We start from the raw sequence: 26,411 nt of genomic DNA on the forward strand, positions 1-26,411 counted from the left end.
TATTTGTTTATCTCAGAAAAAGTATAATGAATGTGGAAAGAGCATTATAATAAAATTAAAAAAGAAAAACATCCCCCAGCTTATACACTTCGTAAAGCTTTAGATTTTATAGCCACCCAAAATAATATAACAGAAAAAACAGCTGTAGACTTGGGTTGTGGTAATGGGGTAGATACATTTGCTTTGTTAGAAAATGATTTTTCTGTAGTTGCCATAGACAGTAATCCTAACTCATTACTTTACCTGCAACAAAACTTAGCTCCTAAACATTCTAAATTATTAAAATTTAGTAACGTTTCTTTTGAGAATTTAGAAAAGTTACCTTCTGCTTATTTGGTTAATGCTTCTTTTTCACTTCCTTTTTGTCCTCCTAATCAATTTGATAAATTATGGTTGAATATCATCGAATGTATACCTCCTGAAGGATTTTTTTGTGGACATTTTTTTGGTCCAAAAGATTCTTGGAGTTCTAATTCTGACATGACTTTTCACAATATACAAGATGTAAAAAACTTATTTGATAAGTTTGAGCTTCTTTATTTTAATGAAGTTTCTAAAAAAGGAAAAACATTATCTGGAAAAGAAAAGTTTTGGCATGTTTTTCATATTGTGGCAAAAAAGAAACACCTTCAAAAATAATAAGCTACCACATTTATACTTATTCCTGTATTATTCCCTTAGATATTTGCTTAAGTGTTTTTCTAGATACAATATATAAAACCAAAGCGTATAATATATTTTCTAAAGCTAAACTGTAATATATCCCCTCTATTCCAAAGTATTTAGTTAAAAGTAATACTACCGGTACAAACAATAATAATTGTCTTCCAATAGGTAACAACGTTGCTAATTTTGCTTCTCCTATAGCTTGAAAAAGAACTATGCTACTAGAAGATATTGGAATAACCAATAAAATACTCAATAGCATTCGTACATTAAAAATTTCTGTATCATTAAGTTTTACATTAGGTAATATAACATTAACCATTGCCTCAGGAAAAATCAGTATCGGAATTAACAGTCCAGCACCAAGAACAATTCCTGTTAACCTGTATATTTTTACTCCTTTTAAACACCTAGACGGCTTGTTGGCTCCGAAATTAATTCCAATAATTGGCTGCATAGATTGGTAAAGTCCTAAAAGCGGAATAGCTAAAAAAGTAAACAACCTAAAAACAGCATTAAAAAACGCCATAGCTTCTACTGTTCCATAGAAAACCACTAATCTGAAAAGTAAAAACTGTCTAAACAAATTAGATAGTTGCATTGTAAATGCTGAAAAACCAATACTTAAAACATTTTTGAGGATCTTATACTCCAACCTTATTCGAAAAGCCCCTGTTTTAAATGTTGCTTTTCCACGGATAAAATATAGAGATGTTAACAAACTATAAATAAACATTGCTATAATACTACTCCATGCAGCACCTGCTACTCCCATATGTAAAACACCAATAAAGATGGGAGTTAGTAAAATATTTAAAATTACTGAAGCTATTGTGAATTGCATTGCTACTTTTATGTTTCCTTCTGCCCGTATTAAGCTATTAGCTGACAGACCATAAATACTGAATAATGCTCCCAAAACGTATACTTTAAAATATTCTAAAGCATAGGTAAATAGTTCTCCTGAAATTCCTATTACTGAAACTATTTCATGAGAAAAAACAATTCCAAAAACAGTTACTAAAATTGCCCCTATGAGAGATAAGGCTATCATGTTTGGAATTATTTTCTTTTGAACTTCAATTTGTTTGGCGCCTATAGCTCTACTAAGAACAGATGCAGAGCCTGCAGCTATAAAAACAGTAATACTTGTAACAACTAGCATTAAAGGAAACAACATTGAAATTCCTGTAAAAGCTTTTATTCCTATAAAATAGCTTGTATAAAATATATCTACAAGCCCGTTTATAGATATAACCATCATACCCAAAATACTGGGAACAGATAGTTTTAACATAAGCCCCCAAAGGCTATCATTAATAAAATCAAGCTTTTGTTTTGTGTTATTTTTTATTTTGGAACTCATATTTGCACCACTCTTTTAAGAAGTTATTTTTTTTAAAAAAACTAGTGATACTCCAAAAATTATAAAGGTTATAAGTATTACTTCTAGTAAACTTTTTCCTATTCTTTGACCTTTAGTATAATCAGCATTCAACTTAAACTTAGGCAACCTTTCATAATCTCTTATTGTTATTTGCTTGCCCAAAAACAATTTGTTGAAGTAAAAATTGGTAATATTTTTATGAAAAACTTCAATTGATTGATAAAAGGATTGAAAAATTTCAGAATCCGTTTCAACTATTTCATTAAACATTCCTTGAGCATTTACTGCTGGATTTGCCCATCGAAATTTAGAAACCCATTCTTGTCTTAACTCAATTTGTTTAAAATACTCCTGTACTTCTTCTCTGTGATGATTATCATTAAGCGCAGTAAAAGATGCATAAGCCTTGGCCATTGTATTTACATCTATTAAAGATTTTGCTCCTTTTAAATCATCTCGGTAATCTAAATACTCAACAACTACAGCTTTAGCTTCTTCTATATTCTCTTCATTTTCAAGACTTCTTCTTCGGGTTATATCAGCTAATGAAGTATTGTCTATCGGATGTACAATATTTGCATATACATTTAATATTGCTGGAAAAACTATTAAAAAAAGTAACCATAAACCAGCAGCAGTAATGGCTGTTAATGAAGAATTCTTTTTAAAGCTTATTAAAAGAAACATTAAGACAAACCAAAAGCTGAAATAACTCAAGACTGCTAATAACCATAAACAAGCACTTAAAATACTTACTTTTTCAGCAACCGTAAAGGCTATTATAGATAAAAGGACTCCTAATCCTAAAACTAAAACATAATAAAAAGCAATTCTAATTAAGAGGATTTTTCTTAGCCCTATAGATTGTAACCTTAATAAGGGTAACATTCCATTTTCCTTCTCCTCTGCATATAATCCATAAGTAAAAGTTATGATAAGCAATGGAAACAAATAAACAAAAACAAACGATAGGTCTAAATTTCCAACATAGAGTTTAAGTGGATTTGCTAATTCATTTTCAAACAATTGATAATATAAGCTCATTCCCGTTAACTTATAGTAATAAGGTTCTATATCTCTTTGTCCTAAAGACATGTGTGCTAAACCATGAGGAGGTAAAATTGCATGATATCCATGTCGATACCATGCATAAGCAGGCTTAGAAGCTATGTCAAATAATTGTTTATCTTTTAACGAAGTATGATTGGTATAAAAACTCTCTTTATACTGTTCAAATTCTTTCTTTTCAATATGTTTAACATTCTCAATTATTTTACGCTGCTCCGTTATTTTTGAATGCCCGTAATAAACAGCATAAATACCCAATAAAAATACGATGGTAAGCAAAATTATTTGAAACGTATTTCTAACGATTGAAATACCTTCACGCCTCCATAATAATATCGTTAATTTCATATCAATTTATTTTTGTGAGAAGAAGGTATTAGTAAGAACATTATTAAAACCCAAAAAATTAATGACATTAATTCTATTCTGTAATTTTTAAAGGTTTTCATTACACTAGGTGTACGATATTCTAGCCCAGAAACCGTTTCCCATAAATTTCTTCCTGCTTTGTATTCATAAAACTCGCCATAACGTGAATTTACAGCCATATCATAATTCATTTTTCTCATTAGTTTAAGACGGTATGCTTTTGTTTTTTCTTGAAAATCATTAAAACTGTACCCGTCTGTTGCAGCAAAAGCCATTGAAAAATTTCTTACTGAAATGTACGGTGCAACAAACCCAATTATACTTCCTATTCTATTTTGATATTCAAACCTTCTGTTAAGAAGAGAATCATGAACTTTTTGTACTTTATAAGCATATTCTTCTCCTTCTTGCATTCGTATTGCTTCAAAATTTAGTGGTAATTGATGTAAAGAGTCTACTCCATATTCTTTTAAGTACTGTTCCTTTAATTTAACAAGTCTCTCTTCTTTAGAGCCATCCATAGGCAACCCCTTATCTATATCCTTTTTAATTTTCTCTTTATATGCTTTAAGAGATGGTAAAGGATATAAACTCTCTCCTATATTAGCCGAGGTTTTTGGAATAATAATACCAGTCGTAATCCAAAACATTAATAAAGTTAGAAGAGAGTTTCGCGCATTTGAAGACTTAAAAGAAACCCAAACAGAAAAGTTTGTAAAAGCAAATAAATACCCAACGTAAAGAAAAAAGAGAAATAAAACTCGTAAGCCTACATCTTGCATTACTAAGCTATCATCTTCAATTATTCCTACAATATAAAGTCCTGTAAAAAATAATATTAATATGAGTAGGACTATTAAAAAATAAGCCAAAACTTTACCTAAATAAATGGATCTCATTGAAACTCCTTGTCCTATTAACAACTTCAAGGTTCCCGTTTCTTTTTCCTTACTAAAGGTTTGAAAAGTAATGAATATAATAAGAAGTGGTAATAATAACTGAAGTACCAAAGCTGCACTTAATTCTCCAAAACGAGCCATATTACCATATCCTTGTACAGGTCTAAACATAAACTCATGGGCATAATGTGCTTCTAAATAAACGGAGGTTCCTGTATACGTATCCAATCCAAAATCAAAAAGACTTAAAAGCGTTTTAGGCTTAAAAACATATGTCCCGTAATGAGCCGCAATATGCGGATGCTTATTTCCTTGTTCTAACCACTCAGTTCTTCTTTCTTCTTGAGCCTTTTTCACCATATCCATTTCCTGTTTATAAGCTATATGCCCAGCATAAAGTGAAAAGCCTAAGAGGAACAAAATAATAGGAAACAAAATTTTTAAAGCATTTTGCCTTGCTATACTGGTAAGTTCTTTTTTAGCTATTAAAAATACTTGATGTATCATCTGTTTACATTTTTATTTTTTAGATGTAATGACTTATTACACACTATTCATGCATGTGTTTTAAGTACTTTTGTTCTAAATCATGAAAAGAAACTTGATTTGATTCCATCTTTTCAACCAAAATTCCTTCTTTCATAATACCAATATGTGTTCCTGTTTCTTTAGCTCTAAAAAGATCGTGTGTTGCCATTAAGGTGGCAACTTTTTGTTGCTTCATGTTAAGCAGGAGCTCAGAAAACTCATTACTTGCTTTAGGGTCTAATCCAGAGGTAGGCTCATCTAAAAGTAATACTTTCGCTCCTTTAGCTCTCGCTAAAGCAATCCCTACTTTTTGTCTCATTCCTTTAGAGTAACTACGAACTCTTTTCTTAATAAAATCTTTTTGTAAACCTGATTGTACTAATAAGTTTTCTAATGCTTCTTTTTCTATATCCACGCCTTGTAGACCACAGAAAAAGTGAAGATTCTCCAGTCCTGTCATATATTGATACAACTGGAGATTTTCAGGAATATAAGACAACCATTTTTTTGTTTCTTGTGGGTTCTTTGTTACATCTAAATCATTAACAAAAGCGCTACCAGATGTAGGCTCAATAAAATTTAAAAACAAATTAATAGTTGTTGATTTTCCCGCACCGTTAGCACCGAGCAAGCAAAAAATATCTCCTGCTTTAATATTTAAATTTAAACTATTCAAGGCGGTAAAATCACCATATTTTTTTGTGAGGTCTTGTGCTTTTAACATGGTGTATTCTATTCGTTATTAAAATCTTCAAGACCTGATATGTAACCTCCTGTAGACGTAAACATTTTACTAGATGTATTTGAACTGGGGTCAAAACTAAACACCGCATTTTCATCATTGGTTGCAGTTGTAAATAATAATTTTTGATCTTTATAAGGAAGAATAATCATACTACGAGATCCATAAGTGATAGGAAGCCCTGGTACCGCTCCTAAACTCGACTTTTTTTGAACATCAATCTCAAAATATTTGAATTGCGGTTGTCCCGTTTGATACTCATAAAAATCACTTACCTCCTCTACTCTTGCTGTAAAGCTTCTTCCATTAGGTGCATGATAAATTCCATAACATACATTTCCTGTTGCTTCTTGCATATTCATAAAATAATCTGGGTCAAAAGAAGTTTCTCCATTAGGTATTTTTAGTAAACCACTAGGGCTACTTCCACTACTCATTGTAGTTCCTAAACCTTGTACATAAATATCTCCATTAGTAGTTTTAACCATTCCTGCATTTGCTGCATGTCCGCCAAACACCATTCCTGTTCTTTTATCCGAAATTATTTTTTCTACCTTTTTCTCTTTTAAGTCAATTACCGCTACATATGCCCAATCGTTTACTGGAGCAAAATTCTTCTCATAATGCACTCCCATAAACAACTTTCCATCGCGTTCAATCATATCTGTATAATAGGTACGTGTAGCTTCAGGAAATTCTTCTTTAATTAATGTTAAAGCTACTTCTTCTGTAATGCGCATCGTAGTTGGATTGAAAATAATAAGTTTTGAAATTCCCCCTGCTACTGAAGCATACGCTACCTCCTCACTTTCAAAGTAAAGGGCAGAAAAAGTATTTGCTCCAGGAACAACAATACGTTGATCTTCAACTGCATTTCCTTCTTCATTAAATGAATACTTTGCAAGAGTTGCAGGTGCTCCAAAAGGCAATGCATACAACTCTTTATTATAAGAAACTGTTCTTGTATTTCCAGTTAATTCTAACGCCTTGTCATTTCCTATCGTTGAAAATTCTAAACTTGATTTTCCTTGAATATAAGAGGTCTGATTAGGAAATGCTCCACTTACTGTTGTAATCCCAAAATTAATAGTTACTGGATCGGTTCCGTCAACTGGTGAATTATCATCGCTACTACACCCTATGAATGTAAAAACTAATACAAATGTGTAAAGTGATACTAAACTTATTTTTTTTAAGAATTGTGTTTTCATTTTTTATTTATTGATGTTTATTTTTAATTTATAAATGTTCTAAGTGTTATATAAAATGCTCTTCCAGGACGTTGTACACTAAAGTTATCGAATACTTTTTCGTTACATATATTGGTTGCTTCGGCAGTAACCGTCCATCTATTTTCTGGACGAGAAAGAGTAATCCCTAAATTTTGAGTAAATTGAGATGGAATGGTGTTTTTTAAATCTTTATTACCATCTACAGCCCAAAACAGATAAAATTCATTTACGTAGTTTGCAGACCACCATACTGAAATAGTATTTTTTGTGTGCAAGAAATTTTCTTTGTGATAACGTACTTCTGCATTTCCAAAAAAATAAGGAATGTTAGGTAGTCTTGCATTAAAATAACGATTATCCACAGCACCAGTAATACTTTTCGGTGAACGATTTCGTAAATCTTGATAAGTAGCATTTGTTTTTATATCAAGAAAATCAACCGGACGATAGTGCAGCTCCATATCAACCCCAAGCGTACGTGATTTTAGTAAATTTTGATATTGGGAATAAAACTGTGAGGTTCGCAACCAAATAACATTGTTTGTTCCTCGATAAAAAAGATTCGTATCCCAATTAACCTTTTTTGTTTTTAGCTGAAAACCTAAATTAAGATTATGACTTTGTTCTGGCTCTAAAAATGGATTGGATTTTATTAAGGTAAAGTCTCCAAAAAGCTCCACTTCATCAGGAAGTCTCGTAGCATACTCGTAAGAAGACTTTACTAAAAAAGATTTTGTAAGATGGTAACGAAGCGATTGTAAAAATCCAAAATTTGATGTTTCTTGCTGGTTAGGAACAAAATCAAGGTTTTTTATTTCATACCCATCCGCATCTAACCAAAAATGTTTTGCTGCTGTATAACTCGTTAAATTTTTTGAAAAACGGTGCTCATAAGCTATTCCTAAAGCATTTTTAAAAAGCTGGGTTGGATTCTTAAAAAAGTCTTCTCCATAAAACTCAGCCGCAATTGGGTCTTCTCCTACTCTTCTGAACCAAGATGAAAAAAGATTCAACGTAAACTTTCCTTTTTTCCAAGGATGGTAGTTTAAATTAACTCGATTTAAAACACTTTGAGAGGTTAATTTTAAAGAATTTCGTGAGGTAGAAATTTCCCCACCATCTGTCCGTTTACGATATATTTTACCATCCCAAGTATAGGCATTCAGGGTAGTATCAATAAAATGTCCTCTGGTACGGTTATAAGCACTATACCATTTCATGTTCATTTTCTTTAAAATATTCTTTTTTTCATATTCTAAAGAAGTTCCAACGGTTGATTCACTATAAGTGGCTTCCCCATAAGGTTGAGCCATAATAGCATTGTGCTGTATATCATCGTCAAGTCCTGAATAACGCGCACTGAGAACCAATCGATCTGCATACTTTTTATCTAAAACTCCTGCATAAATGTTTAAAAGATGGTTAGAGTATTTATCGTGAAAGCGTTTAACTCTTGCTGGTTTTGGGTTTCCTTGTTCGTTTGGTATTTCAACATCTACTTTATAGCTATTGTCAGAGTGATTAAAAAATGAATTTACCCCAAACATCCATTGATTGTCTGAACTCATCAATTGCGCATTTACGCTCATTTTATGGCTATTAAACGATCCTGCTGAATAGGAAACATCTAAATAATCTGAATATGATTTTCTAGGAACTATATTAATCGCTCCTCCAAGAGCATCTGCTCCTAAGTCTACAGGTACTACTCCCTTATAAACTTCAATTTGTTCTATTAAGTTTGAAGGCAATACATTTAACCCTAATCCCGCTCCAAAATATGATAAAGGAATTCCATCTAGAAAAAAGGGCACCGATTTTCCAGTCATCCCATTTACATAGATTTTTGCATCACTACCAAAGCCTCCTGTTTGTCGTACATTTACCCCTGAAATTTGTTTTACAATATCACTTGTATTAATGTTCCTCTCTCGAAACTTTTCCATTTGTAAAACTGACACGTTAGCTGTACTCTCCCTTAATCTTTGAACTGTTGATTTTCCTTCAAGAGTTACCTCATTTAGCTGATTTTGCTCAGGCTTTAATTGAATCGTAAGTTTTATATTCGTTTTTTCATCTAAAACATCTATCGTCTGGTAATTTGTTTTAAAACCTATATAAGATACTTTTAAGCTATATTTTCCTTTCGGAATCTTTTTAAATGTAAATTTCCCATCTTCATTGGTTACTGCATTTTTATTAAGTTCTTGTATTTGGAGATGAGACTGAAATAAAGGAATTCCTAAATTGTCAGTTACTACTCCTGAAACTTTTACTGTTTGCGAATACAAAAAACTACTTGTTAACAGGCTAAAAAATAGTATGCATATAACTTTTTTACTTCCTACTTTTTCAAAGTATAACATCTCTGATTTAAAATAATTTTTAGCCATTATAACCTTACTTGCTTTATCAGTCCTTCTGCTTCCATTTCTTTAAATACCTCTAATTCTTTTTTTGATAAACTGTTTTTAGTGAGTAATCCGTCGGCTTTATCCCATAATTCTTTTGCTTCTGATCTAAGAGAAAAAGCTTCATCAGTATCCTTTTTCATGAGGTAATTAAGTTCTGGTGATTTACTAACTAATAGTATTTCGTGATTCTTTATTAAGTGTGCGGGGTTCTCTTCTAATAAAGGCACTATTTCTCGTTCTTCATTGTAGAGTAAAAAAGTTTTTCCTGTTGAAATTGAAAGTGATTTTGTTTCATTTGGATTCATTTCAAAAGCTTCCATTTCTGTTTTCATACAACCTTCAGAGTTGATAAAGCACCTTACTGTTTTTACTGGAGTTTTCTCTTCTGAATGATTGTAAACCATTGCTATTTTTTCTTCTTTTTTTACATTGATTAGCGAAACTTTTTCTACCCAAAAATGATCGTCTAAGTGAGTTTTTGAGTACTTTATATTTCCATTATTATGTACCTCAGATACGAGAGTATATTTTCCTAAAGGAGCATTATCGGGTATATTATATGTAAAATAATAATGGCGACCCGCCTGTATATTTGTAAGAATTTCTACAAGTTTTTCACGTTTACAAGCTCCTTCTAAATATGAAGCCAACACTAAAAGCGGAGTGTTTTTGTTTAAATATTTTAATTTTTGTGGTACTACTTCCTTATTTTCATTTTCTTCTGGAAATGCAACAACATGATTTTCAAAAAGCATTGTTACATTACCTTTAGGATCTTTTACTCCTATTTTTACCAACGGGCATAAGTGTTTACCTTTTAAGTGTGCTGTATTAAAATTCCAGTGTATGGTAACGGTTTTACCTTGAATGGTTCTTTTGGGAAAAATGCTCATCCTTATTTTTTCAATTTTTTAATATTTTCTTTGCTGTATTTTTGAGGATATACTTTAAACCATTTTACCATGGTTTCTTCTCCAAAATAATCGTAGGTTGTAGACAACAAAAATTCCAATTTCTTGAGGTACTTTTCTTTTGCTTCATCTGGTGCAATTCTCATAGCCTCACTTCTTTCATCTTTTTCTTTTTTAGTTGCAGGAAGATGATGAAAGTAAGGGGTGTTTAAGTATTCTTTACTAAACTTATGGTAAAGTGGTGTAAACAGTATAAGGTTGTGCCACATTTCATCTATAATTAATAAATCATCTGGAATGAAGACTCCCGGAATTTGACTTATGTACAAAAACTTCAAGGTTTCCATTAATATATCTTCAGCTTCAGTTTCTGTAACATCATACATATCTAAAAACCTAGATATTACATTTTCATCACTAAAAGTTAGGAGTTTATCTAATTGTTCTTCTGTAACTTTTCCTTCCATTATATTTAACTGTTTTTACTTTTTAAAAAGCGGTAGGATAAATTCCTACCGCAATAAATTTGCAGACTATAAAGTGTTAACACAGTGTCCACAATTACTACAATGTGTAGTTCCAGCTGCTTGCTTAGACTTATCAGCTAAAATTTCTGAAATCATTGATTCTTTGGTTTTCATAATTAAAAATTTTAAAGTTTGGCCTACTCTATTCTATAAGGTTTTCAGCATCCCCTTTGTTGCAACTTCTTTAATATTATGGTACATAAATCCAATAGAATCCCTAGGCTTTTCAAAATGAGACTTAGTCTTTTGAAAAACTAAAAGATTTCTGTAAAGATTCTTTTGAAATTTAAATTTTAGTAATAACCTATGCTCTAGTATATTTAGGAGGCTTTCTCTCTTCTTATATTATCTAATGTCTATAACTGTTGTAAAACCCTTAAAAACATGTAAAGACATCTAAGCTGCTGTAATATGTTTTAGATGATAATCCTACATCTAAATATACTATGAGCTATTCCTTTAAAGCTATAAAGAAAATTAGGTTATTAAAATAAAAACAAAGTGGTGGTAAGAGCTTTTAAGCTTGTATTTTTCTCCTCTTTAAAACTGAGACATCACAACAACGTATCTCATATTCATTACAAGCACTATTTAAGCTAATATTCTATAACTGCTCAAATACTTGAATAAAAAAACATTAATAAGAAAGATTAAATGTAAAAATAAAAACTCTTACACTAAAAAAGGTGGAGGTCTAGAAAAAAGTTGCTCCGCAGTAATAGTACCTGAAATAATAAAATTATAACTTTTAATTACTTCTCTCTGAACAACGTGCTCGGTGTTTTCTACTGAAAAATCTAGAGTATCAGGAGTAACTAACGGAGTTAAATCACTTGCAACTGTATGATCACATATAGTACAGTGTGATGTATGGTCTTTATCGTCTGTATGGGATAGCACGTGCAACCCGCCTACTTTCATTGATAGAAACAGGACAAGAAATAAATATGCAATGCTATTTTTTAAACGATTACTTTCCATTTGGTTACGAATATAATAAATTAAATTATATAAACACCTTTTTTTTTACTACTTAAATTTTATTATAAACTCTCGTAGTTAAACTAGCTATATTTATGGAAAAACTATGCATAGTGTAAAACAACATCTTAACAACAATTTTTAATTTACTGAAAACAAACCCACTATCCTCTCTCCTCTTTTTTCGTTAATAAAAAGCTAACAAAAACTATTTTTTCACCCGTTGAATATAGTATTTTCGCACCCTTTCTTACAGAAAAAATCACATTTCAAGGGTACGAGAACAACTATGAACGACGAAAAAAACTGGTTACAATATTATAAAAACAGCTTATCTGATAGTGAAAACCTAGCTATCGACATTAGTAAAATAAAAAACCTTTTTCATCAAAAATCATCCGATTTAAGTAACGCACTCATCAACTCTAAACAAGCAAATCAACTGCTAGATGTTGAAGAACGTAGAATTAATCGGTTAAAAGGAATTACTAAAAAAGACAACCCTAAGTGGCATAAGGTAGAAGAAACTAAACTATTAATAGCACCTTTTCATTTAGTATATCAAACCGATAATACAAAATTTAAACAACGCACTATTCATCCTTTTTGGGTGAGTGCTATTGTAAATCGTTCAGGACAATTATCAGCTCCAAAAGATGGCTTTCCTTTAATTGTTCGTAACTATCTAACTCCTATGGCAGATATTAAGAATGATTTTATCTTCTCTTCTATCGACACCGTTTTAGATGCCAAAGACCTAGACGCTCCCGATTTTGAAAATAGCGAAGAACCTATACCTTGGGATGAATACTGGAACTATATTAACGAAGTATTTTCTGCGATAACTTTTAGCAATCTATATCGCTACCAAGTAGAACGCTATACCACACAATATGAGCTTACTTATTTCGCATTAAGTTCTAAAATTTCTACCGCAAAAAGTATTTTATTTCTGTACGAAAACCTACTTAAAAACACGGATGAATTACCCGTACTCTCCAAAATCATCAATCCATATACTAGAGAGCGACAAGAAGCCATTACCGATAACGGATTCTTAGTTTACAATCATTTGCATTTAGGGCAAATGTCGAATAAATTCCCGCTTTCTGTTAGTCAGCGAAAAACATTACTATCGTATTTAGTAGCCGAAGAAAATGCAGTTACCGCTGTAAACGGACCTCCAGGAACTGGAAAAACTACCCTATTGCAAAGCTTGGTTGCTACCGAGTTTGTAAAAGCCGCTATTAACGGTGAAGAAGCACCGATTATCTTAGCTTGTTCTAACAACAACCAAGCAGTAACCAATATTATTGATAGCTTTATCAACTCTGAAAGTACTATGGGAGAATTAGCCAACCGTTGGATTCCTGATTTTAACGGATATGCAACCTACCTCCCATCCAGTTCAAAAAGCGAGAAGAAACTAGCCAATATCAATTACTTAAAAGGAAACCTATTTGGTCATGAAGGAACACTTTGTAATCTGGAGAATGAAAAATATATCTCTGAAGCAGAATACTATTTTTTAACAAACTACTGTCAGTATTTCAATACCCAAACAAATTCACTTGACGATGTGTGTAACCATCTACAAGAAGAAATTATGGGTATTCAAACTATTTTAGCCGATGGTGTTGATTTCTCTAGAAACTATATAAATGCTGTAAATTACATTAACAGCATACTTGTACACGAAGAAGATTTTGTTCAAAAAAGTACGTTTAAAATCTCCAAACTACAAGAATGGAGAACTGTTTTAAACGATTTAAAAACATCGACAAAAGACACTGATTTTATTGATAAAGTAAAACACTATTTTATTGATGAAGCTCAGTTTGAAACAAGAAATGCTGAACATATTTTTAAAGCTACAGCAGAAACACTGTTGGATGCTACAAAAGCAGCAGCATATATAAAAGAATGTACCAACAATGTAAACCTGCTACTGCAATCACATTTAAGCCTAAAAAATTGGAAGTATGAAAACAATATTAAAGGATTTCCTTTTGTTTCAGAAGAACAAATGTGGGCGTATGAATATGAAAAAATTAAAACTAACGATGCAACCCAGCGTTTCTTTTATGATGAATTAGATATTGATTTACGTCATAAAGCATTCTTATTAGCAACCCATTATTGGGAAGCGCGCTGGTTACTAGAAACCAGAGAAATGTTAGAAGAGAACACCGAAAAAGGAACAGGAGAATATGCTATTAAAGCAAAATGGAAACGAAGAGCGATGCTTACTCCTTGCTTTGTAGCTACTTTTTATACAGCACCAAGTCACTTTTTATACAGTCAATTTCAAGGAGAAAACGAAAACGGAAAACCTATTTTTGAATACTTACCACTATACAACTTTTTAGATTTGTTAATTATTGATGAAGCAGGTCAGGTTACTCCAGAAGTAAGCATCCCTGTATTTTCATTAACTCAAAAAGCCTTTGTAGTAGGTGATTTACAACAAATTGAACCTATTTGGTCTATTCCTAAAAAAATTGACCAAGGAAATTTAACAAGCCTTGATATTATTGAAAATCAAAATGACGCACATTTAGACGAATTAGGTTTTTTAGCTTCTAGCGGAAGTATTATGAAAATGGCTCAAAATGCCTGCGAATTTGAAACGCCATTACCCGCAAAAAAAGAACAAGGATTGGTTTTATTAGAACACAGACGATGTAATGATGAAATTATTAGTTTTTGTAACGAATTGGCCTACGATGGTATTTTAAAACCTATGAAAGGAAAGGCGAAAGAAAATCAAGCATTTCCATCAATGATGGCATATCATATAGAAGGAGTTAGTGAACGCAAATACAACAGTCGTCAAAATATGAGTGAAGTAAAAGCTATTATTTCTTGGCTACAACAAAATAAAGAAACCATTCAAGAAGCATACGATGTAGATGCTATTGAACCTGTTTTAGGAATTATTACTCCTTTTGCAAGTCAGAAAGGAGAATTATCTAAAGCCTTAACCGATGCGGGTTATAAAGTTAGCGACATTAAACTAGGTACCGTGCACGCTTTACAAGGAGCAGAACGAAACATTATCTTGTTCAGTTCTGTATACTCTAATGATGATGAAGGAACCATGTTTTTTGAAAAAGACAACAAACCTAACATGTTAAATGTAGCAGTTTCTAGAGCCAAAGAAAGCTTTATTCTTTTTGGAGACACTCGAATTTTTGATGAAACCAAAAACACCCCTTCTGGAATTTTAAAAAGACACTTAAACATTTATGAAATGGCTAACTAATTATGTTGTTGTACACCAAAAAAATTACCAACTTAAAAAGTGTACAACACTTGTACACTAAAAAATTTGATAAAAAAAATAGTGTACAGCACTTGTACACCAAAAAAATTATCAACTTAAAAAGTGTACAGAAAAATACCTAACTTGCTATTAAACATTTTTAATAACATTTAGAAAAATGTTAGTTTCTTATTTTAGTAAGTAAAAAACCAATAAATAACAACAAAAAAAGGAACGATTAAATCGTTCCTTTATTTATATACAATGCTGTAAGCTTATTTTTTAAACTCAGTAATAGTCTTCTTAATAATATTAATACAGTCTCTTAATTGCTCTTCATTCATTACTAATGGTGGTGCAAAACGAATGATGTTTCCGTGTGTTGGTTTTGCTAATAATCCGTTATCGCGTAACTTCATACAAATATCCCAAGCAGTTGAGCTATCTTCAGTATCGTTAATTACCACAGCATTTAACAATCCTTTACCACGTACTAACGTTACTAAGTCATTTTTCTTAGCAAACTCAGCTAACTCTTCTCTAAAGATTTTACCTAAACGCTCAGCATTCTCCGCTAATTTTTCATCTTTAACTACCTCTAAAGCTGCAATTGCTACTGCTGCCGCAACTGGGTTTCCTCCAAAAGTAGAACCGTGGTTACCAGGTCTAATCACATTCATAATGCTATCATTTGCCAATACAGCAGATACTGGATACGCACCTCCACTTAATGCTTTACCTAAAATTAAAATATCTGGTTGTACATTTTCATGGTTTACTGCTAATAACTGACCCGTACGTGCAATACCTGTTTGTACTTCATCAGCAATAAATAATACATTATGCTTTTCACATAAGGCTTTCGCTGCTGCTAAATACCCTTCAGAAGGCACATAAACTCCTGCTTCACCCTGAATAGGTTCCGCCATAAAACCAGCAATATTATCGTTGTTTTCTAAGGCTTCTTCTAAAGCTTGTAAGTTATCGTACTCAATTTTGATAAATCCGTCAGTAAATGGTCCAAAATTCTTACGTGCTACCGGGTCATTTGAAAATGAAATAATGGTAGTTGTTCTTCCGTGGAAGTTATTCTTACAAACAATAATTTGGGCCTCATTTTCATTGATTCCTTTTACTTCATACGCCCACTTTCTACAAATCTTTAAGGCAGTCTCAACAGCTTCAGCACCTGTATTCATTGGTAATAATTTATCAAAACCAAAGTATTCAGTTGCAAACTTTTCATACTTCCCTAACATATCGTTATAAAAAGCACGAGACGTTAATGTTAATGTTTGCGCTTGGTTTACCATAGCTCCCACTATTTTTGGATGGCAGTGCCCTTGGTTTACCGCAGAATACGCTGATAAAAAATCATAATATTTTTTTCCTTCAACGTCCCATACATATACTCCCTCTCCTTTACTTAATACTACTGGTAATGGATGATAGTTATGCGCTCCGTATTTGTTTTCTAAGTCAATCGCTTGTTGCGAAGTTAATTGGTCTAAAACAGCCATTTTAATATTTTTTAATATGTGAATAAAATAACCATTCCTTGTCTACCTTTATCCTTTCGAAAGCTCGAAAATTCAGCGTGGGAAAGAAATCATCCCTAAAAAGGTGCAAATTAATAAATAAATGAGCACAACAAAAATTGTAATGAGTTAAATATTTAGTGACTTTGTTCGTAGCTTTGGGTCTAAATAAAAAACACTAAACTTTTAATTATGAAAAAACTTTCAATCATATGCCTATTAATTTTTGCGGTTATAGGGTGTAAATCTACTTCTGTAACGAACACCAAACTTGACAATAAAACTGAGCGAATGTTAAAAGGAAACTGGACTATTACTGCGGTTAATTTCTCAGGTTCCGACTACTTAAAAGTCAATTCTTTTAACTTAGAAGATTCGAGTTGTTTTATTGGTAGTAACTGGAGTTTTGTTTCAAACAACAACAAAGGAGAAATGAGTTTAAATACCCCTAGTACAGAATGTAAAGACTTCAGCTCACCCATTACTTGGTATGTGAATACAGATGGTAATTTTGTATTAAAAATTATTAATAATCACAAAGCTAAAGACGTTAATGCTGGATATATTTTAAGCGTACGTAACATTACCGAAACTAGTTTTGATTTAATTGATCAAGTGAACGTTGCAGGACAACTAAAAGACATAACATACTCATTTCAAAGACAATAACTAACAAAGACATTATGAAAAAATCAATCATTTATAGTTTATCAATCTTATTTATAGCAGGAACTATTTTTACTTCTTGTAAATCTGTTCAAAATGCGAACAACACTCAAAAAGGAGCTGCCATTGGTACAGCTGCTGGTGCTGTAATAGGTGCTGTAATAGGTAACAATGTAGGAAGTAAAAACAACTCTGAATTAGGTGCCATTTTAGGAGGTGTTGTAGGTGGTGTTGCAGGTGGTGTAATTGGTAACCAAATGGACAAACAAGCCCGTGAAATTGAAGAAGCTTTACCAGGTGCAGAAGTAGAAAGAGTTGGTGAAGGTATTAAACTTACTTTAGGTGAAAATGCTGTTCGTTTTGCTACTAACAAAGCGACTTTAACAGCTACAGCACAAGCTAACTTAGATAAGTTAGTTCCTGTATTTAAAGATTATGAGAACACTAATATTGTAATTTATGGGTATACAGATAGTACAGGTGCTGTTGATTACAACCAAAAACTTTCAGAAAAAAGAGCCAATTCAGTAAAAAACTACTTAGCTAACAAAGGGCTGAACAACAGTCGTTTTGAAACTAAAGGACTAGGAGTTAAAGATCCTATTGCTACGAACGATACTGCTGAAGGAAGAAGTAAAAACAGACGTGTTGAGTTTGCTATTGTTGCAAATGAGCAAATGATAAAAGAAGCTAAAAAAGAAGCAGGCCAATAAAAAGCCTTCACAACAAGATTTAAAGACTACTCTAAATGAGTAGTCTTTTTATTTATATAAACTCTAACCGTCTATACTTTACTAGACAACGAAGACACTTGCAACTCTAACCTTTTTACTTCTCTAATAATTGCTTTTTTATCCATTTGCATCCAAGCAAAAATCTTTAACATGCTTACCCCTACTAAAAAAACTATAGTACCTGTTGCCCATTTAAGTAACTCTTTAGTTTCTTCAGCCTGAAAAAAATGCACAATACAATAAATAAACAACCCAAAAAACACCAAGGTAACAACATTCATCATATACATAATCCATTTATTTTTTCCTTCAAACAACCCTCCTACCATTTCTAGAACATTTTGTTCTTCTAGTTCATCATAAAATTTTGCTTCTTCTTCTGATAATGTTTCTTTTATTAATGCATCAATATCTTCTAATTTACTCATGATTTCTATTTTTTAATAATTAATTTTAACTTTTCTCTTGCATGAAACAACCTTGATTTTGCTGTTCCTACTGATATGTTTAACAACTCTGCTATCTCTTTTAAAGAATAACATTGTTTATAAAAAAGCTCGATAACTATTTTTTGATTTTTAGGAAGCGCTACTATTGCCTCTTTTATTTTTTTCTTATAAATAGTAATATCACCATTATCTTCGCTAAGATTTACCCTAAATTGCTCTTGATGATATTTTTTTAAGCTTTTAGTTCTTCTTTGATTTGAGCGCAAATAATCTATCGATTTTCGATTTACAATACTTATTGCCCACGATTTAAACTTTGTTGGATCTTTCAAATCCTTGAGTTTTCCAAAAATCACCTTCCAACTCTCTTGTGCTATATCTTTAGCAACATCAGCATCTTTCACCATCCAAAAAGCAAATTTGCAAAACTGTAAATGCCATTTTTTAACCAGAGCATTGAGTGCCTTTTTGTTTCCTGATTGATATGCTAAAACCAATTCTGTGTCGGTTATATTTTCCAAGTTTTTCATAATTGATTACACCTCATAGACGTAGAAAAAATAAAAAGGTTCAATTTTCTATTAAAAATAAGAATTAATGTTTGAGTTTAAAGTTACACAAACCATATCTTTTCCTAATTTTGCACACTATAAATCACAGTATAGAATGCCAAGAAGAGAACGAAATAAATTTGTAAAAAGAGGACAAATCATTGAAATTTTAATTGAAGATTATGCCTTCGGCGGAAAAGGGATTGGAAGAATACGTTCAGAAGAAGGTGTTTTTGTCGTTTTTGTTCCTAACACTTTACCGGGACAGTTAGTAAAAGCACGTGTAGACAAATCAAAGAAAAAATATGCCGAGTGTAAGTTAATTGATGTTTTAAAACATTCTGATGATGAAGTAACTGTTCCTTATCAAGATATTCCTGGAGCACCGTACATTCAATTACCTATTGATTTACAACACCAATACAAGCAAGAAAGTACTTTATCTTTATTTAAACGCATTGGTAAAGTTGAAAATATTGAAGATTTGTTTGATGAATTTATCGCTTCTCCTAATGTATTCCATTACAGAAATAAAATGGAATACGGATTCTCTGCCATTGGTTACGATCGCGAAAACAAAACCGATATAGATGAGTTTACCTTAGGTTTTAAACGTCGTGGTGTTTGGTGGATGGGAGATAATCTTGAAAAAGATTCTGGTTTATTTGACAAACAAGTTGAAGATAACATCAAAAACATTAGAGAATACTGTAAAAAAACTGGTTTAGCTCCTTGGCACGGACCTAAAAAAGAAGGTTTTTTTAGGTATTTTGTGGTACGAAAATCATACAAAACCAACGAACTATTATTCAACTTAGTAACCACTTCTCACGAGTTATCAAAATTTGATTTAAAAGAATTCGCCAACTATTTAGTAGAACTTTTTGGCGATAGAGTAGCTGGTTTGTTACACACTATTAACGACGAAACTGGTGATAGAACCATTGCTACCTCTGGAAGTGTGAAGTTGGTATACGGAAAAGATAAGATTGTAGAAGAATTATTAGGCTTAAATTTTGAAATCAGCATGAAAAGCTTTTTTCAAACCAATCCTAAATCTGCCGAAAAACTATATACCAAAGTAGTTGATTATGCGTTAGAAAACAAAGATGCAATTGACAATACCGTAGTCATGGATTTATTCTGTGGTACTGGAACTATTGGGCAAATTATTGCTTCAAAGTCGAATAACACTAAAATTGTTGGTGTAGATATTGTGGTTTCTGCTATTGAAGATGCTAAAAAGAATGCAGAACGAAACAATATTGAAGGTTTACAATTTTATGCAGCTGATGTAGGAAAGTTTTTAAATGAACATCCACAATATAAAAACAAAATAAGAACCATTATTTTAGATCCAGCGCGTGCAGGAATTGCGCCAAAAACGCTTAAGAAAATCATAAACTTAAACGCAGATAGAATGGTTTATGTATCTTGTAACCCAGCAACGCAAGCTCGTGATACTGAAGAATTGATGAAAAACGGGTATCAATTAAAAAAGATTAGTTTAGTAGATCAATTTCCACATACATCACATATAGAAACGGTAGTTTTGTTTGAGAAGTAATATGGTTGAGTTAATTCATTTAATTGTTTAAAAGTTTATTTGCTATGAAAATTTATTCTTTTGAAAAATTAGAAGTTTGGAGAGAAAGTATCTCACTAACTAAAAATATATATAGTTTAACTAATAGCTTTCCCATAAATGAAAAATTCGGATTAATCTCACAACTTAGAAGAGCTACAGTTTCAATAGCCTCTAACTTAGCAGAAGGTACAGCACGAAAAAGTAATAAAGATAAAGCACGTTTTATTACTATTTCTTATAGTTCAGCAATGGAAGTGTTAAATCAAATCATAATCTCAAGAGAACTAAACTATATTTCTGAAAAAGATTATATTTTAGTCAGAAAAAAGTTAGAAAAGATAACCAATATGTTAAACGCATTAAGAAAATCTCAACTTAACGCATAAACAACTAAACGTATAAACGTATAAACAACTAAACCCATAAACAACTAAACAGATAAACAACTAAACAACTAAACGTATAAACAACTAAACGTATAAACCCATAAACAACTAAACAACTAAACCCATAAACAACTAAACAGATAAACAATTACATGAAAAAATACATTGCTCTATTCATACTTATAGCAGGTTTAACAGCCTGTGAAAAAGATGATTTCTGTACACAAAATCCTGTGACTCCTAATTTAGTACTACGCTTTTATGATAAAATCGAAACCAATAATGTAAAAAATGTAGAACGCTTATCTGTAATTGCAGAAGGAAAAACTGACAGTCTTTTTACCAATAGAACAGCAGACAGCATTGCTATTCCGTTAAACAGTTTGTCTCAAAAAACAGTATATACATTAAAAATGAATAATGTAGATGGTACTATGGCCAATAACCAAACAGCCACGCTTACTATAGAGTACAATCCTAAGGAAGATTTTGTATCTCGCTCTTGTGGTTTCAGAGTTATTTTTGAAAATGCTACCTTAAACCATACTGGTTGGATAGACAGTTTATCTACTACAGAAATTCCATTAATCGACAATCAAGCTAGCGCCCATGTACAAGTATTTCATTAGTCTATGTTTCGTTTTTGTATTTGTCAACGGATACTCACAAATAAATACATCTAAAGAAGAAACCAAAGAAAAAAAAGATACCATTACCTATAAAACAGGATATGGCTTACGTATCGGATTAGATATTAGTAAACCTGGTCTTGCTATTATTGATAAAAGTTATAGCGGACTTGAATTAGTGGGTGATTACAGAGTATCTAAAAAATGGTATATCGCTACTGAATTAGGTTTTGAAGATGAAACCACTTATGAAGACTTTTCTTCTTCTAGTTCAAAAGGGAGTTATATTAGACTTGGAGCAAATTACAATGCTTACGAGAATTGGTTAGACATGAATAACGAAATTTATGTGGGTATGCGTTACGGTTTTGCCATATTTGATCATACCTTAAATAGCTACCAACCTAATGTTTCTTCGGGTACCGAAAACTTACCTCCTTATTTTCCATCAAACCCAATTACAACACCTATGTCTGATGACGGGCTAACCGCTCATTGGACTGAATTACAGTTAGGTATAAAAGCAGAAACCTTTAAAAACTTGTTTATAGGTTTTAGCTTTTCGTATAAAATAATGTTAAGTGTTGACGATCAAAAAGGCTTTAAAACACTATACACCCCCGGTTTTAATCGTGTTTTTGAAAGCAGTACAGGCTTCGGATTTAACTATACAATATCGTACTTAATCCCTTTTGTTAATAAATAAATTATCAGCATACGCTTGATTTCACTAACTTTACTGCCTGAATAATAAAACTTATTAACAATGAATAAAATTCCAAGCGTAAACTTAGCAGATTTTTTATCGGACGATGCTGAAAGAAAACAAAAATTCATCAATGAAATTGGTGACGCTTACGAGAATATAGGATTTGTAGCATTAAAAGGGCACTTTTTAGATGATGAATTAGTGGATAACTTATATGCTGAAATCAAGAAGTTTTTTGATTTACCTACAGATGTAAAAGAAAAATATGAAATTCCAGGTATTGGTGGTCAAAGAGGATATGTTTCATTTGGTAAAGAAAGTGCTAAAGGAAAAAAAGAAGGAGATTTAAAAGAGTTTTGGCACTTTGGTCAGTATGTTGATACAGATTCGAAATACGCAAAAGAATACCCAAAAAATGTAATCGTTGAAGAATTACCTGAATTTAACAAGGTAGGTAAAGAAGCTTACCAAATGTTAGAAAAAACAGCTAAATACGTGTTGCGCTCATTGGCCCTACACTTAGGCTTAGAAGAAACGTATTTTGACAACTACATTAAAAATGGAAATAGTATTTTACGTCCAATTCACTACCCTCCTATTACTACAGAACCTAAAGGAGCTGTAAGGGCTGCTGCTCATGGTGATATTAACTTAATTACCTTATTAATGGGAGCTCAAGGAAAAGGACTACAAGTACAAAACCACAAAGGAGACTGGATTGATGCTATAGCGGAAGATGACGAATTAATGATTAATGTAGGTGATATGCTATCACGTCATAGCAACAATAAATTAAAGTCAACAATTCACCGTGTAACTAATCCTCCTAAAGAATTATGGGGAACATCTCGTTATTCAATTCCTTTTTTCATGCACCCTGTTTCTGATATGAAATTAGACGTGTTAGATAATTGTATTGACGAAAACAACCCAAAGCAATTTGAAGACATTACTGCAGGTGAATTTTTAGACGAACGTTTACGCGAATTAGGATTGAAAAAATAAATTTAATGGATTTACAAGATCAATTAAAAAATTTATTCCCAGATCATCAGTTTGAAGAAAAACCTGAAGAAAAAAAGCCTGATGTTTGGTTACAAGATGAACCTATTCTTTGTAAGTATGAAAAACGTAAAGGGAAACCTGTAACTATAATAGACGGTTATAATGGAGCTACCCAAGATTTTAAAAAACTTGCTAAAGAAATTAAAACTAAACTAAGTGTTGGTGGTAGTTTTAAAGATGATAAAATCATAATTCAAGGAGATTATAGAGATACTATAATGCAACTTTTAAAAGATAAAGGATTCAACGTAAAACGCGTTGGTGGATAAGCAAAAATGTCGGGAATTTTATTCTTCGACATTTTTTTTATATTTACAACTTTTGTAAAGTGTTAAATATCAATTAATAAATAATAACGTATAAAATAAACCGTTTATTTTATATAAATAAAGAAATCAACCAATTCCCTAAAAATCATGAAACATTCTTTATTACACATAACCAATGGAGACGTCACAACTCAAAGACTTCAAAAATTAAATATTGAAGGTGATATTATTACGTGGCGTGAAATGTTGTGTGAAGGAAAAACATCAGTAGACGTAGGTAGTGAAGACTTTTGGAAAACCCGCTTTGACTTTTTAAAAACTACCTATAAAGTTACGAAGAAGAAGTTTATAGATTATACCCTTAAAGAATATCGTAACCTTTGTAACCAAAAACAACAAGAAGAAATTGTTTTGTGGTTTGAATATGATTTGTTTTGTCAAGTAAACATGTTAGCCGTAATAAGCTGGCTAAAAAGATACCGCAAAAACCATAAAATATCTTTAGTTACTAGTGGTAAAATAGATGACTCTAAAAAATTATATGGCTTAGGTGAACTATCTGACAACCAATTAAAAGAGCACTTTAAAAATAAAATAGCACTTTCTCAAGACGACATAGAGTATGCTGACTATATATGGCAGCTATATTGCTCAGACAGTCCGTTAGCGCTTGAAAATGCACATAAATTTAATCCACAATCTCCTTTTGTATATTTAGAAAAAGCGATCAAAGCGCATTTACTTCGCTTCCCTTCTATTGAAAATGGATTAAATCATATAGAAAATAATATTTTAAAAGCTGCGAACGAGCATACTTTTGCTACCCAAAACGAATTTATAACCAACCTTTTAACTCATCAAGAGAACTACGGATTTGGTGACATTCAATACGTTAACAAACTTGAAAACCTCAAAAAGCTTTTCACCTCATTTGATCCTGTAAAACTCAGTAAAACAGGCAAAAAAGTATTGCAAAACCAAACAAACTATTATGCTAAAATTCGTTCTGATTTTTCGTATCTTGGTGGCGCAAAAAAATACAGCTATCTCTATGTAAACTCTACTGATAAGCTGTTAAAAATTACATCGTAAATGAGTATACAACATTCTGAGCTCATCTTAAATCCAGATGGTAGTATTTACCATTTGAATTTAAGACCTGAGCATATTGCTACCGATATCATTTTTGTTGGAGACCAATATCGCGTCGATAAAGTTACCAAACACTTTGATACTATAGAGTTTAGCACCCAAAAAAGAGAATTTAAAACCACTACTGGTACTTATAAAGGGAAGAGAATTTCTGTAATTTCTACAGGAATAGGTCCTGATAATATTGATATTGTTTTAAACGAGTTAGATGCCTTAGTTAATATTGACTTAAACACGCGTCAAGCTAAAGAAAAGCATACACAATTAAACATTACAAGAATTGGAACTTCTGGTTCTTTACACGCCGACATTCCTGTTGATAGCTTTTTATTAAGTTCTCATGGACTGGATTTAAACGGAATGCTACAATCGTATCAAGTAGATAAAATCTCACATCCTGATATAGAAGAAGCTTTTATAAAGCACACCAATTGGAGTGTAAAAAAATCATATCCGTTAATTGTTTCTAACGGACAGATGTTAGAAAACAAATTAATGTCTAACAAGGTATATAAAGGAATTACAGCCACTGCTGGTGGGTTTTACGGACCTCAAGGACGTGTTTTACGTTTACCCCTACAAGATCCTGATTTAAATAAGAAGATTGATAGTTTTAACTATAACAACAATCGAATTACCAACCTTGAAATGGAAACATCTGCTATTTATGGGTTGGCTAAACTACTAGGTCATAATGCAGCTTCCATGAATGCTATTATTGCTAACAGAGCTAATGGAACATTTAGTGAAAATCCGTACAAAGTAGTAAATGATTTGATTGAATATACTCTTGAGAAATTAGTTGAATAAATGCTGAAATTAAAAATAGGTGGTGTTCCAGAACATTTTAATTATCCTTGGTACATCACGTTGAAAAACAAAGAATACACCAAAGAAGGAATTAACTTACGTTGGAAAGATTACCCCGGAGGTACGGGAGCCATGGCGAAAGCTTTACGCTCTGGTGATGTTGATATTGCCTTGGTACTTACTGAAGGAATAATTAAAGATATCATTAACGGAAACCCTTCTAAAATTACACAAACTTTTGTAAAAAGTCCACTTGTGTGGGGAATTCATGTTGCTGCCAACTCTAAATTTAAAACTATAGATGATTTAGAGAATGCTACAGTAGCCATTAGCCGATTTGGTTCTGGCTCTCAACTTATGGCAATTGTTAATGCCCATAATAATGGTTGGGATATTAACAAACTACAGTTTAAAGTAGTTGGAGATTTACAGGGAGGAATAGATGCTTTAACGAATGGAGAAGCCGATTATTTTATGTGGGAACACTTTACCACGAAACCATTGGTAGATAATGGTACTTTTAGAAGAGTTGGTAACTGCCCTACCCCATGGCCTTGTTTTGTGATTGCTGTTCGTGATGAAATCTTAGAAAATCATTTTGAAGAAGTAAAAAAAGTACATGATATTATTAACGCTTGTACTAAAGATTTTAAAGACTTTGATAATATTGATAAAATTCTTTCTCATAGGTATGAACAACAAATAGAGGATATTCAAGAATGGCTATCAATTACCGAATGGAATGATGGTGAACCTATTTCTGAGAATATAATTACGGACATACAAAATAAAATGGTAGAGTTCAACGTTATTGAAAAGAAGGAAAATTCTGGTGACTTAATCAGAAATATGTATATTTGATTTTTATAAAACGGA

At 31.9% G+C, this 26,411-nt stretch carries 25 protein-coding genes; 13 read left to right on the top strand and 12 right to left on the bottom strand.

From position 1 onward, the window contains the following. The first annotated feature begins 30 nt into the window (after window positions 1-30). Entirely contained in the window at window positions 31-639 is a 609-nt protein-coding gene (locus ACN0WY_RS13225) for a class I SAM-dependent methyltransferase (protein ID WP_417800666.1), read from the top strand. Between the two features lie 19 nt (window positions 640-658). Here ACN0WY_RS13225 and ACN0WY_RS13230 read toward each other — a convergent pair whose 3' ends face one another. The 9 genes from ACN0WY_RS13230 to ACN0WY_RS13270 all read right to left on the bottom strand — a co-directional run bounded on the left by ACN0WY_RS13230 (window position 659) and on the right by ACN0WY_RS13270 (window position 11,724). Next, window positions 659-2,032 carry an MATE family efflux transporter gene (locus tag ACN0WY_RS13230; RefSeq protein WP_417800667.1) on the bottom strand — a complete coding sequence of 458 codons (1,374 nt, stop codon included), beginning with the start codon at window positions 2,030-2,032 and terminating at the stop codon, window positions 659-661. 15 nt (window positions 2,033-2,047) lie between these two features. Continuing rightward, window positions 2,048-3,469, bottom strand: a complete 1,422-nt coding sequence (locus tag ACN0WY_RS13235; protein WP_417800668.1) for a DUF3526 domain-containing protein — start codon at window positions 3,467-3,469, stop codon at window positions 2,048-2,050. Further along, the gene (locus ACN0WY_RS13240; RefSeq protein WP_330488036.1) at window positions 3,466-4,896 is read right to left on the bottom strand and encodes a DUF3526 domain-containing protein; all 1,431 of its coding nucleotides are present in this window, start codon (window positions 4,894-4,896) and stop codon (window positions 3,466-3,468) included. The genes ACN0WY_RS13235 and ACN0WY_RS13240 overlap by 4 nt, the downstream gene beginning before the upstream one ends. A gap of 43 nt (window positions 4,897-4,939) precedes the next feature. Continuing rightward, window positions 4,940-5,641, bottom strand: coding sequence for an ABC transporter ATP-binding protein (locus tag ACN0WY_RS13245; protein ID WP_167713967.1), 702 nt, complete (start codon window positions 5,639-5,641; stop codon window positions 4,940-4,942). Window positions 5,642-5,649: 8 nt separating this feature from the next. Further along, window positions 5,650-6,870: a DUF4374 domain-containing protein gene (locus ACN0WY_RS13250; RefSeq protein WP_417800669.1), complete on the bottom strand. Its 1,221-nt coding sequence runs from the start codon at window positions 6,868-6,870 to the stop codon at window positions 5,650-5,652. 23 nt (window positions 6,871-6,893) lie between these two features. Further along, window positions 6,894-9,284 carry a TonB-dependent receptor domain-containing protein gene (locus ACN0WY_RS13255; protein WP_417800670.1) on the bottom strand — a complete coding sequence of 797 codons (2,391 nt, stop codon included), beginning with the start codon at window positions 9,282-9,284 and terminating at the stop codon, window positions 6,894-6,896. After that, window positions 9,284-10,198 carry a hypothetical protein gene (locus ACN0WY_RS13260; protein ID WP_417800671.1) on the bottom strand — a complete coding sequence of 305 codons (915 nt, stop codon included), beginning with the start codon at window positions 10,196-10,198 and terminating at the stop codon, window positions 9,284-9,286. The genes ACN0WY_RS13255 and ACN0WY_RS13260 overlap by 1 nt, the downstream gene beginning before the upstream one ends. A 2-nt stretch (window positions 10,199-10,200) precedes the next feature. Continuing rightward, window positions 10,201-10,683: a hypothetical protein gene (locus ACN0WY_RS13265; protein WP_330488041.1), complete on the bottom strand. Its 483-nt coding sequence runs from the start codon at window positions 10,681-10,683 to the stop codon at window positions 10,201-10,203. 732 nt (window positions 10,684-11,415) lie between these two features. Next, window positions 11,416-11,724 carry a hypothetical protein gene (locus tag ACN0WY_RS13270; protein ID WP_330488042.1) on the bottom strand — a complete coding sequence of 103 codons (309 nt, stop codon included), beginning with the start codon at window positions 11,722-11,724 and terminating at the stop codon, window positions 11,416-11,418. A 289-nt stretch (window positions 11,725-12,013) separates the two neighbouring features. Between ACN0WY_RS13270 and ACN0WY_RS13275 the strand changes: the two genes are divergently transcribed. Beyond that, window positions 12,014-14,989, top strand: coding sequence for an AAA domain-containing protein (locus tag ACN0WY_RS13275; protein WP_417800672.1), 2,976 nt, complete (start codon window positions 12,014-12,016; stop codon window positions 14,987-14,989). 275 nt (window positions 14,990-15,264) lie between these two features. Here ACN0WY_RS13275 and rocD read toward each other — a convergent pair whose 3' ends face one another. Further along, window positions 15,265-16,509 carry an ornithine--oxo-acid transaminase gene (gene rocD / locus ACN0WY_RS13280; RefSeq protein WP_417800673.1) on the bottom strand — a complete coding sequence of 415 codons (1,245 nt, stop codon included), beginning with the start codon at window positions 16,507-16,509 and terminating at the stop codon, window positions 15,265-15,267. A gap of 210 nt (window positions 16,510-16,719) precedes the next feature. Here rocD and ACN0WY_RS13285 point away from each other — a divergent pair, with 210 nt between their 5' ends. Further along, on the top strand, window positions 16,720-17,196 hold the full coding sequence (locus ACN0WY_RS13285; RefSeq protein WP_330488045.1) for a hypothetical protein: 477 nt from the start codon (window positions 16,720-16,722) through the stop codon (window positions 17,194-17,196). A gap of 14 nt (window positions 17,197-17,210) precedes the next feature. After that, window positions 17,211-17,906, top strand: a complete 696-nt coding sequence (locus tag ACN0WY_RS13290; RefSeq protein WP_417800674.1) for an OmpA family protein — start codon at window positions 17,211-17,213, stop codon at window positions 17,904-17,906. 71 nt (window positions 17,907-17,977) lie between these two features. Here the strand turns inward: ACN0WY_RS13290 and ACN0WY_RS13295 are convergent, their stop codons facing one another. Together ACN0WY_RS13295 and ACN0WY_RS13300 are read right to left on the bottom strand one after the other, a co-directional pair. Continuing rightward, entirely contained in the window at window positions 17,978-18,355 is a 378-nt protein-coding gene (locus tag ACN0WY_RS13295) for a DUF6768 family protein (RefSeq protein WP_330488047.1), read from the bottom strand. Between the two features lie 5 nt (window positions 18,356-18,360). Continuing rightward, a complete protein-coding gene (locus tag ACN0WY_RS13300) occupies window positions 18,361-18,906 on the bottom strand; it encodes an RNA polymerase sigma factor (protein ID WP_417800675.1) in 546 nt (181 codons plus the stop codon). A 136-nt stretch (window positions 18,907-19,042) separates the two neighbouring features. Here ACN0WY_RS13300 and rlmD point away from each other — a divergent pair, with 136 nt between their 5' ends. The 9 genes from rlmD (at window position 19,043) to ACN0WY_RS13345 (ending at window position 26,396) form a co-directional block, all read left to right on the top strand. Then, window positions 19,043-20,494, top strand: a complete 1,452-nt coding sequence (gene rlmD, locus ACN0WY_RS13305; RefSeq protein ID WP_417800709.1) for a 23S rRNA (uracil(1939)-C(5))-methyltransferase RlmD — start codon at window positions 19,043-19,045, stop codon at window positions 20,492-20,494. A gap of 44 nt (window positions 20,495-20,538) precedes the next feature. After that, window positions 20,539-20,901: a four helix bundle protein gene (locus ACN0WY_RS13310; RefSeq protein ID WP_417800676.1), complete on the top strand. Its 363-nt coding sequence runs from the start codon at window positions 20,539-20,541 to the stop codon at window positions 20,899-20,901. 152 nt (window positions 20,902-21,053) lie between these two features. Continuing rightward, complete coding sequence (locus tag ACN0WY_RS13315; RefSeq protein ID WP_330488050.1) at window positions 21,054-21,530, top strand: DUF6452 family protein; 477 nt, start codon at window positions 21,054-21,056, stop codon at window positions 21,528-21,530. Further along, window positions 21,511-22,236 carry a DUF6048 family protein gene (locus tag ACN0WY_RS13320; protein WP_330488051.1) on the top strand — a complete coding sequence of 242 codons (726 nt, stop codon included), beginning with the start codon at window positions 21,511-21,513 and terminating at the stop codon, window positions 22,234-22,236. The genes ACN0WY_RS13315 and ACN0WY_RS13320 overlap by 20 nt, the downstream gene beginning before the upstream one ends. Window positions 22,237-22,296: 60 nt before the next feature. Beyond that, window positions 22,297-23,244 (top strand): isopenicillin N synthase family dioxygenase, encoded by a 948-nt coding sequence (locus ACN0WY_RS13325; RefSeq protein ID WP_330488052.1) that lies wholly within the window; start codon window positions 22,297-22,299, stop codon window positions 23,242-23,244. Between the two features lie 5 nt (window positions 23,245-23,249). Beyond that, window positions 23,250-23,573, top strand: coding sequence for a translation initiation factor (locus ACN0WY_RS13330; protein WP_073183642.1), 324 nt, complete (start codon window positions 23,250-23,252; stop codon window positions 23,571-23,573). A 147-nt stretch (window positions 23,574-23,720) separates the two neighbouring features. After that, on the top strand, window positions 23,721-24,665 hold the full coding sequence (locus tag ACN0WY_RS13335) for a DUF1835 domain-containing protein (RefSeq protein WP_417800677.1): 945 nt from the start codon (window positions 23,721-23,723) through the stop codon (window positions 24,663-24,665). Next, complete coding sequence (locus ACN0WY_RS13340) at window positions 24,666-25,535, top strand: nucleoside phosphorylase (RefSeq protein ID WP_330488054.1); 870 nt, start codon at window positions 24,666-24,668, stop codon at window positions 25,533-25,535. Beyond that, window positions 25,536-26,396: a substrate-binding domain-containing protein gene (locus ACN0WY_RS13345; RefSeq protein WP_417800678.1), complete on the top strand. Its 861-nt coding sequence runs from the start codon at window positions 25,536-25,538 to the stop codon at window positions 26,394-26,396. Window positions 26,397-26,411 lie beyond the last annotated feature (15 nt).

This window comes from Tenacibaculum sp. (assembly GCF_048269885.1).
GTDB lineage: Bacteria > Bacteroidota > Bacteroidia > Flavobacteriales > Flavobacteriaceae > Polaribacter.

Excerpts from the sequence above, each read along its gene's own strand:
- ACN0WY_RS13225 (WP_417800666.1), top strand. The coding sequence starts at position 31 with ATGTGGAAAGAGCATTATAATAAAATTAAAAAAGAAAAACATCCCCCA.
- ACN0WY_RS13230 (WP_417800667.1), bottom strand. The coding sequence starts at position 2,032 with ATGAGTTCCAAAATAAAAAATAACACAAAACAAAAGCTTGATTTTATT.
- ACN0WY_RS13235 (WP_417800668.1), bottom strand. The coding sequence starts at position 3,469 with ATGAAATTAACGATATTATTATGGAGGCGTGAAGGTATTTCAATCGTT.
- ACN0WY_RS13240 (WP_330488036.1), bottom strand. The coding sequence starts at position 4,896 with ATGATACATCAAGTATTTTTAATAGCTAAAAAAGAACTTACCAGTATA.
- ACN0WY_RS13245 (WP_167713967.1), bottom strand. The coding sequence starts at position 5,641 with ATGTTAAAAGCACAAGACCTCACAAAAAAATATGGTGATTTTACCGCC.
- ACN0WY_RS13250 (WP_417800669.1), bottom strand. The coding sequence starts at position 6,870 with ATGAAAACACAATTCTTAAAAAAAATAAGTTTAGTATCACTTTACACA.
- ACN0WY_RS13255 (WP_417800670.1), bottom strand. The coding sequence starts at position 9,284 with ATGGCTAAAAATTATTTTAAATCAGAGATGTTATACTTTGAAAAAGTA.
- ACN0WY_RS13260 (WP_417800671.1), bottom strand. The coding sequence starts at position 10,198 with ATGAGCATTTTTCCCAAAAGAACCATTCAAGGTAAAACCGTTACCATA.
- ACN0WY_RS13265 (WP_330488041.1), bottom strand. The coding sequence starts at position 10,683 with ATGGAAGGAAAAGTTACAGAAGAACAATTAGATAAACTCCTAACTTTT.
- ACN0WY_RS13270 (WP_330488042.1), bottom strand. The coding sequence starts at position 11,724 with ATGGAAAGTAATCGTTTAAAAAATAGCATTGCATATTTATTTCTTGTC.
- ACN0WY_RS13275 (WP_417800672.1), top strand. The coding sequence starts at position 12,014 with ATGAACGACGAAAAAAACTGGTTACAATATTATAAAAACAGCTTATCT.
- rocD (WP_417800673.1), bottom strand. The coding sequence starts at position 16,509 with ATGGCTGTTTTAGACCAATTAACTTCGCAACAAGCGATTGACTTAGAA.
- ACN0WY_RS13285 (WP_330488045.1), top strand. The coding sequence starts at position 16,720 with ATGAAAAAACTTTCAATCATATGCCTATTAATTTTTGCGGTTATAGGG.
- ACN0WY_RS13290 (WP_417800674.1), top strand. The coding sequence starts at position 17,211 with ATGAAAAAATCAATCATTTATAGTTTATCAATCTTATTTATAGCAGGA.
- ACN0WY_RS13295 (WP_330488047.1), bottom strand. The coding sequence starts at position 18,355 with ATGAGTAAATTAGAAGATATTGATGCATTAATAAAAGAAACATTATCA.
- ACN0WY_RS13300 (WP_417800675.1), bottom strand. The coding sequence starts at position 18,906 with ATGAAAAACTTGGAAAATATAACCGACACAGAATTGGTTTTAGCATAT.
- rlmD (WP_417800709.1), top strand. The coding sequence starts at position 19,043 with ATGCCAAGAAGAGAACGAAATAAATTTGTAAAAAGAGGACAAATCATT.
- ACN0WY_RS13310 (WP_417800676.1), top strand. The coding sequence starts at position 20,539 with ATGAAAATTTATTCTTTTGAAAAATTAGAAGTTTGGAGAGAAAGTATC.
- ACN0WY_RS13315 (WP_330488050.1), top strand. The coding sequence starts at position 21,054 with ATGAAAAAATACATTGCTCTATTCATACTTATAGCAGGTTTAACAGCC.
- ACN0WY_RS13320 (WP_330488051.1), top strand. The coding sequence starts at position 21,511 with ATGTACAAGTATTTCATTAGTCTATGTTTCGTTTTTGTATTTGTCAAC.
- ACN0WY_RS13325 (WP_330488052.1), top strand. The coding sequence starts at position 22,297 with ATGAATAAAATTCCAAGCGTAAACTTAGCAGATTTTTTATCGGACGAT.
- ACN0WY_RS13330 (WP_073183642.1), top strand. The coding sequence starts at position 23,250 with ATGGATTTACAAGATCAATTAAAAAATTTATTCCCAGATCATCAGTTT.
- ACN0WY_RS13335 (WP_417800677.1), top strand. The coding sequence starts at position 23,721 with ATGAAACATTCTTTATTACACATAACCAATGGAGACGTCACAACTCAA.
- ACN0WY_RS13340 (WP_330488054.1), top strand. The coding sequence starts at position 24,666 with ATGAGTATACAACATTCTGAGCTCATCTTAAATCCAGATGGTAGTATT.
- ACN0WY_RS13345 (WP_417800678.1), top strand. The coding sequence starts at position 25,536 with ATGCTGAAATTAAAAATAGGTGGTGTTCCAGAACATTTTAATTATCCT.